Origin of the sequence: Proteus sp. FME41 (genome assembly GCF_014897315.1) — a bacterium.
Classification (GTDB): domain Bacteria; phylum Pseudomonadota; class Gammaproteobacteria; order Enterobacterales; family Enterobacteriaceae; genus Proteus.
Genome location: NZ_JABUYL010000017.1, coordinates 72,341 through 78,675, shown reverse-complemented (window position 1 = coordinate 78,675; position 6,335 = coordinate 72,341). Strand labels below are relative to the sequence as shown.

The following is a 6,335-nucleotide window of genomic DNA, read 5'->3' as shown; positions in this document are numbered from 1 at the left end:
ATACTCTAAATAATTCAAGATGTAGCTAGGCGACAAATGAATGAGTCGCTAGGAGCATACAAGAGTATGTGACTAGTGCGAGAGAATGAAGTCAACAACGCTACACCTTGAAGTATGACGAGTATCAATTATAGAGTATCTATCTATTGATATTAAGGTTTATACTACTTTAGAAATTACTTATTAGCACTGGCCATAAAAAAGGAGATATTGTGAGCAACGAACAATCCATCCAGCGTTTAAGAAGACTACGCCAGTCAGAAAACCTGCGCGCGCTCTTTCAAGAAACAACCTTAAGTAAAAATGATCTCGCTCTGCCTATTTTTGTTGAAGAAGGGCTTGATGATTATCAACCCATTAAAAGTATGCCGGGTGTAGTTCGTATTCCTGAAAAGCGTCTTGCTTATGAAATTGAACGTATTGCAAAAGCTGGCATTAAAACTGTCATGACTTTTGGGGTATCTCATCATCTTGATGAAACTGGGAGTGATGCTTGGAAAAGTGATGGCTTAGTTTCTCGCATGTCTCGTATTTGTAAAGATGCCGTACCAGAAATGATTGTGATGTCTGATACTTGTTTTTGTGAATACACTTCACATGGTCACTGTGGTGTTTTACATGGTGAGCATGTTGATAATGACGAAACTCTCTATAATTTAGGTCTTCAAGCAGTTACTGCAGCTCAGGCAGGGGCTGATTTTATTGCACCATCCGCCGCAATGGACGGTCAAGTTGCCGCTATTCGTGCCGCACTTGATAAAGCTGGGTTTAGCGACACGGGTATTGTTTCTTACTCGACTAAATTTGCTTCCGCTTTATATGGTCCTTTCCGTGATGCAGCAGGCTCTCGCTTAATTGGTGATCGTAAAACGTATCAAATGAATCCAATGAACCGCCGTGAAGCGATCCGCGAATCATTAATTGATGAGCAAGAAGGCGCTGATATGCTGATGGTAAAACCTGCCGGCGCTTATTTAGATATCATTCGTGATGTACGTGAACGTACGTTATTGCCTTTAGCGGCTTATCAAATTAGTGGAGAATATGCTCAAATTAAATTTGCAGCATTAGCCGGTGCAATCGATGAAGATCGTGTAGTAATGGAGACTTTAGGTTCAATTAAACGTGCAGGAGCAGATTTAATTCTATCTTACTTTGCACTTGATTTAGCTGAGAGAAATCTACTTTAATCATCTTATGCTCGAAATGATCTAAGATGCACTAAGCTACAGCTATGCGACACTGTTTCATTTGAGTACATACAGTAAACAACTTATTGAAGATGCTCTAAATAATTCAAGGTGTAGCTAAACAACAACGCTACACCTTGAAATATGACGAGTCATTTTATTATGGGGCTACTACTATGGATAACTGTATTTTCTGTCAAATCGTTGCGGGAAAAGCACCTTGCCATAAAATTTGGGAAGATGATCACCACCTGGCTTTTCTCTCTATATTTCCTAATACCAAAGGCTTTACTGTTGTTATTCCTAAAAAACACTATCCAAGTTATGCGTTTGATTTAAGCGATGAAGCCTTAGCCTTACTCGTTATTGCGACAAAAAAAGTTGCTAAGATCTTGGATAAAACATTTCCTGATGTTTCTCGCTCAGGAATGTTTTTTGAAGGATTTGGGGTTGATCATGTTCACAGTAAACTTAGCCCAATGCATGGCACTGGCGATATGACTAAATGGGCGCCCATTGAAAATAAACAGAAGATTTTCTTTAATAAATATCCTGGTTATCTTTCATCTCACGATTTTGAACGTGCGAGTGATGAAGAGCTTGCACAATTAGCGGCAATGATTAGAAAAAACAACCAATAAATACAACAAAGTAAAAACTTAACTCGACCTTTTTATACTCAGGGCTTTCAAATATAAAAAACGCTCAGTCTTATTTTTAAGCTGAGCGTTTTTTTATCAAGATAGAAAGTATTATTTAGTTGAAAGTCTGGCTTCCATCGGTAAATAAGACTGAACTTTCTGTTCAAGGAGTTCAATTAATGCCGGATCATTAAAACGATAATTATCAGGTATTCCCAATATATGGGCTTTTTTATAGCGCATAGTTGCAGGAAAATGTGCAGATAATCGATTTAAATGTTTAGATTCCATGACAAGCACTAAATCAGCCCATTTTAGCAATTCATTATCAACCACACATTGCGCATCTTTGCGCGTACCTGCTGAAAGTGTATTAATGCCTTCTCTATCTGCAAACAATAGTTCTGCGGTTGGGCTTCGCCATTGATTTTTACTGCAAATAAATAAGATATTCATTATTACTCACTATCAGATAACGCATTTAATCTGCGCTGGCTACGAGAAATTCTTGGATATTCAATTCCCAGTTGCACCGCTCGGGTCATTTTAAGTGATCGAGTATATAAATTAGACCATTTCTTTTCTGGTTTAAACATTTCTCGAGAACACCCCATTTCTTGATGTTTATTTTTGCGGTTAACACATTGGCGCCAACCACGATCTCTTTGTGTAGACATAAAAACCTCTCAGATTAAAGGGATAGCAGCCGCAGTAATACGGAGAGGGTCTAACCGTATGTATAATACATGATAGAAATAAAATTCGAAACTTAATAATAAAAGACCTCTTTTGTCTCTATGCGTAATTATCCTTAATAATTAATTAAGTAAGTTATATTGTTTTAAAATAAAAAAACAACAAATAACAAAATATGACACTGAATATTTAACATAAAAAGAGAATAATTGATTTATTAACCATGGTATTAAATAACTAACTAGGTTAATCTATTATGATTGAATAAATTTAACTCGAGAATAAAGAATGAAAAAAATAGCGCTTTTATTTTTTAGCTTATTAATTTTAAGTACAACTGGATGTGTAACAGGTGCTGTTTGGTATAGTAATCCTGTCGTAGATTCAGAATACAAAAAACAGGCCAGTATAAATGATAATATAGTAGGAGCTTTTGAGTATAAAAATCTCAGAGTTAAATATAATCAAAATAATGAAAACCTAGCACCTATTCAATTACCAGGATCTGGGTATGGGTTCTTAGGTGAAAATTATATTTATATATTAACTCAAGGTGCTGATGAGTTAATGCAATTAAATGAAATCATTAAAACAATCCCATTGAAAGCATTTGATAATTCTGAAGGTATCATTAGATTAAAGCTTACCCAGAAGAATGATAACATCATTGAATTTAAAGAAAATTATCATGTTTACATCAGTAAAAAATTCACATTAACTGACAAGCAAATAGAAGTATTAAAAGATTTAGGATTTAAAGAAACACGTAATTCTGATGACAGTTCATGGGTAAAAACAATACCTATCAAAGGATATGTATTTCAGAAAGAAGTTATGGAAATGCCTGCAACATTGAAAGACAAATTAAACGAAAATTATAAAGTCGAACTGTATACTTATGAAAAGAACGACTCATTTAAACCGGGTAATTTAGCTAATAATATTATCATTACCCCGATCACACTTGTGGCAGATGTGATTGCTACCCCTGTGATTATTTTTGTCTTTTGGGATTATATTTGGCGATAGAAAATTCGGAGATAATGGATCAGTTATTATTTACTGATCCATTATTAAGATGAGTTAAAAATTACTTGTAAGTAATTCGTGTTGGCTTATCTAACATAATTTCTGTTTTTGCTGGCTCTGTTTGTGCAATCACTTTACCTTGACGAATAGAATAACGCACCGGTACTTGGCGACGCAAAGCATCAAACCCATTATCCGCTGGCAGAATAATAAAGTTTGCACTGTTTCCTACTTCAACACCGTAATCCGTTAAAGCCAGTGTTTTAGCACTATTATGACTAATCAACTGTAAGCCATTATCAATTTGACCATATCCCATTAGTTGGCAAACATGCAATCCCATATGTAAAACTTGGAGCATATTTGCTGTGCCTAATGGATACCAAGGATCAAAAACATCATCATGACCAAAACAGACATTAATATTACTTTCTAGCATCTCTTTTACGCGAGTAATACCACGACGTTTTGGATAGGTATCAAAACGTCCTTGCAAGTGAATATTAACTAAAGGATTCGCCACAAAGTTAATTCCAGACATTCTTAATAGTCGGAATAAACGTGAAGTATAAGCGCCATTATAAGAATGCATAGCAGTTGTATGACTGGCTGTCACTCGTGAACCCATATTCTCTTTATGTGCTAAAGCGGCAACAGTTTCAACAAAGCGAGACTGTTCATCATCAATTTCATCACAATGAACATCAATTAAACGATCATATTTTTGTGCTAATGCAAAGGTTTTATGCAGCGATTCAACACCATATTCACGCGTAAATTCAAAGTGTGGAATAGCACCGACAACATCAGCACCTAATTTTAATGCTTCTTCTAATAATGCGTCCCCATTAGGGTAAGACAAAATACCTTCTTGTGGAAAAGCAACAATTTGCAAATCAACCCAAGGTTTAATTTCTTCTTTTACTTCTAACATTGCTTTTAATGCTGTTAGCGAAGCATCTGAAACGTCCACATGGGTTCTAACATGCTGAATACCATTAGCAATTTGCCATTGTAGTGTTTGCCATGCGCGTTGTTTAACATCATCATGTGTTAACAGTGCTTTTCTTTCAGCCCAACGCTCAATACCCTCAAATAATGTTCCCGATTGATTCCAGTTCGGTTGCCCTGCTGTTTGTGTTGTATCTAAATGAATATGAGGTTCAACAAAAGGAGCGTGAACTAAACCACCTTGTGCATCTAAAGCTTCAGGATGAAAATCACGTTCGGGTTGAGATTCAATGGCTTCAATTTTGTTATTTTTTAGCGTAATGCGCCACAAACCTTCTTTTCCAACTAAACGAGCATGATTAATTTGTTCGATATTTTTACCCAGCATGACTTATCTCCGTTTGTCGAGCTGTACGACGATTTAATATTGGATTTAACACAGCATAACTTATTGCCCCACCCAACACCGCATTGACAGGAACAATACCCGGTAGCCAATGCCCTGCTGCAATACCAATCGCAACCGCCAGTAGCGCTACCCAGTTAACCGATTGCATAGAAGTAACATTAAAGGTGTTATAGCGTTCTTTATTCATCAGATAATCTGCAATAATAACGCCACCGACAGGTGGAATTGCAGCAGATAAAAAGGTGAGCCAACCTACAAAGTTATTATAGAGCCACAATGCACACAGCGTGCCGATTATACCGTTTATTATAGAAAGTTTTTTACTTGATAGTCCGGTGATATTGGCAAAACCTAATCCAGAGGCATATAACGCATTATCATTTGTTGTCCAGATATTTAAACCCAGAACGACAATGGCAGGAAGTAATAAGCCTTGCGCAATCATCACATCAGAAATATCTGCCATTCCTAGTGAAGCAGCACCCGCTGCACCAAAGACAAACATCAACGTATTTCCTAAGAAGAAAGCAATAATTGCAACAATAACCGCAACTTTAGGATTTCGTCCAAAACGAACGAAATCGGCTGTCAAAGTACCTGCACTAATAAACGATCCAACCACCATCGCCAATGCTAAATTAAAATCTAACGACTGAGTTGGTTTAACGGCCATTAACGTCGAGAGTCCGCCCATATCATGTATAGCGAGATAAACTGAGTAACTTCCGAGGATTGCGATAGCAGGAACAGCGATGATAGAAAGAACCGTAAGAGCAGAAATACCGAAGAATACTGTGATAGTCATTAAAATGCCAGAAACGGCGATGAGGAGATTAATATCAATGCCTGTTGCTTTTCCTACTGGAATGGCAAACATTGCCACTCCTACACCAAACCAACCAACTTGCGTACCACCGAGTAATAATGAGGGAAGCCAAGAACCTTTAATACCGAAAGAGTAACGCGCGAGGAGATGAGTTGTAAGACCTGTTTTTGAACCAATAAAACCAAGAAATGCGGTGTAGATACCAAGAAGAAGATTACCAATTAGAACTGCGAGGAAGAAATCATTAAAGGAAAGACCAGTACCAAGAGCGCCGCCAGTCCACATACTGGCTGAAAAAAACGTTAATCCCAACATCACAAAGGTTAACGCTAATCCACCCTTTCTTGCGGATATGGGCACTGGGCCCTGACTATAATTGTTGTCCTGAGACACTTTAACCCCCTATTAATTTCACCAGGCCAAAAAAATCTGACGAATTCTATCTGCATAAAAATATTATGCAAACGTTTTCGTCGTCTGTTTATGATAATTAATGGAACACTTTACTTTTGGAGAATTGATATTCATCACAGAAATAGAGGTGAACTCATTGCTGCTGTTGAATTTATCTAATTATTTTGAATGGTTTTTAT

At 36.9% G+C, this 6,335-nt stretch carries 7 protein-coding genes; 3 read left to right on the top strand and 4 right to left on the bottom strand.

Translation table 11 applies throughout. The features are described 5' to 3' along the window. Window positions 1-212: 212 nt before the first annotated feature. Both hemB and INT04_RS15055 read left to right on the top strand, forming a co-directional pair. Complete coding sequence (gene hemB / locus INT04_RS15060; protein ID WP_193016915.1) at window positions 213-1,190, top strand: porphobilinogen synthase; 978 nt, start codon at window positions 213-215, stop codon at window positions 1,188-1,190. Between the two features lie 176 nt (window positions 1,191-1,366). Next, window positions 1,367-1,831, top strand: a complete 465-nt coding sequence (locus tag INT04_RS15055) for an HIT family protein (protein WP_193016914.1) — start codon at window positions 1,367-1,369, stop codon at window positions 1,829-1,831. Window positions 1,832-1,942: 111 nt separating this feature from the next. Here the strand turns inward: INT04_RS15055 and INT04_RS15050 are convergent, their stop codons facing one another. Together INT04_RS15050 and INT04_RS15045 are read right to left on the bottom strand one after the other, a co-directional pair. Further along, complete coding sequence (locus tag INT04_RS15050; protein WP_193016913.1) at window positions 1,943-2,287, bottom strand: low molecular weight protein tyrosine phosphatase family protein; 345 nt, start codon at window positions 2,285-2,287, stop codon at window positions 1,943-1,945. A 2-nt stretch (window positions 2,288-2,289) separates the two neighbouring features. Beyond that, a complete protein-coding gene (locus tag INT04_RS15045) occupies window positions 2,290-2,508 on the bottom strand; it encodes a hypothetical protein (RefSeq protein WP_193016912.1) in 219 nt (72 codons plus the stop codon). Window positions 2,509-2,815: 307 nt separating this feature from the next. Here INT04_RS15045 and INT04_RS15040 point away from each other — a divergent pair, with 307 nt between their 5' ends. Continuing rightward, window positions 2,816-3,556, top strand: a complete 741-nt coding sequence (locus INT04_RS15040) for a hypothetical protein (protein ID WP_193016911.1) — start codon at window positions 2,816-2,818, stop codon at window positions 3,554-3,556. A gap of 61 nt (window positions 3,557-3,617) precedes the next feature. Here the strand turns inward: INT04_RS15040 and INT04_RS15035 are convergent, their stop codons facing one another. Beyond that, complete coding sequence (locus INT04_RS15035; protein ID WP_193016910.1) at window positions 3,618-4,895, bottom strand: cytosine deaminase; 1,278 nt, start codon at window positions 4,893-4,895, stop codon at window positions 3,618-3,620. Continuing rightward, window positions 4,885-6,135, bottom strand: coding sequence for a cytosine permease (gene codB, locus INT04_RS15030; RefSeq protein WP_193016909.1), 1,251 nt, complete (start codon window positions 6,133-6,135; stop codon window positions 4,885-4,887). The genes INT04_RS15035 and codB overlap by 11 nt, the downstream gene beginning before the upstream one ends. Between the last annotated feature and the right edge of the window lie 200 nt (window positions 6,136-6,335).

Bases quoted from the DNA above. Each gene is read 5' to 3' on its own strand.
- INT04_RS15055 (WP_193016914.1), top strand. From the start codon at position 1,367: ATGGATAACTGTATTTTCTGTCAAATCGTTGCGGGAAAAGCACCTTGC.
- INT04_RS15050 (WP_193016913.1), bottom strand. From the start codon at position 2,287: ATGAATATCTTATTTATTTGCAGTAAAAATCAATGGCGAAGCCCAACC.
- INT04_RS15045 (WP_193016912.1), bottom strand. From the start codon at position 2,508: ATGTCTACACAAAGAGATCGTGGTTGGCGCCAATGTGTTAACCGCAAA.
- INT04_RS15040 (WP_193016911.1), top strand. From the start codon at position 2,816: ATGAAAAAAATAGCGCTTTTATTTTTTAGCTTATTAATTTTAAGTACA.
- INT04_RS15035 (WP_193016910.1), bottom strand. From the start codon at position 4,895: ATGCTGGGTAAAAATATCGAACAAATTAATCATGCTCGTTTAGTTGGA.